The sequence below is a fragment of the Pontibacter pamirensis genome (genome assembly GCF_010015475.1).
In the GTDB taxonomy this organism is placed as follows: Bacteria; Bacteroidota; Bacteroidia; order Cytophagales; family Hymenobacteraceae; genus Pontibacter; species Pontibacter pamirensis.
Genome location: NZ_SSNI01000125.1, coordinates 1 through 614, shown reverse-complemented (window position 1 = coordinate 614; position 614 = coordinate 1). Strand labels below are relative to the sequence as shown.

Annotated in this window: 1 protein-coding gene; it reads right to left on the bottom strand. The window is 58.6% G+C overall.

Features of this window, described 5'->3' with window-relative positions; all coding sequences use genetic code 11:
- The coding region (locus E1919_RS27240) for an IS5 family transposase (protein WP_162056545.1) at nt 1-614 on the bottom strand (614 nt) is incomplete at both ends.

Here is a 614-nt window from a genome sequence, read left to right as displayed (position 1 = left end):
ACCCATGCTTCTGCGCTTTTAGTGGTCTTTTCATGGTCTTTGTCGAGCCTTCTAGAGAAGTTGAACAGGCCGAAGGTCCTCTCGCTGACCCATCGCCACTTGACAGGCACAAAGCCTTCCGAGCCAGGGGGCTTGGAGGATATCTCCAGTTCCACCCCCAACAGGTTCTCCGAGACCCAGTCCAGGAACACCCTCTCATAGGCAGCGTCTGCCAGTATCTTCTCCATGCGGTGCAGGTAGCCCCGCAGCGGGTCCACCACCCGCTCGGCCACGGCTCCGTCTGCCCTGTTGGCCGCGTGCACCACCACTCCCCAGACGAGGCCCAGCGTGTCTGTAATCACGTGCCGTTTTCTTCCGTTAATCTTCTTGTTGCCGTCCACGCCCGTCTCCTCACTGACAAAGGGAGCCACCTTGACCGACTGGCTGTCAATGCTTAGCAGGCTGGGAGAAGCCTCTTTGCCCACCCTTTCCCGCTCCCGCTTGTTGAGCGAGATGTTCAGCCTTTCCAGTGTGCCGTCCGCTTTCCACCTGCTGAAGTAGTAGTACACCAACTGCCACTTGGGAAAGAGTTCCGTCGGCAGGTTGCGCCATTGGTTGCCAAGGCGAAGACACCA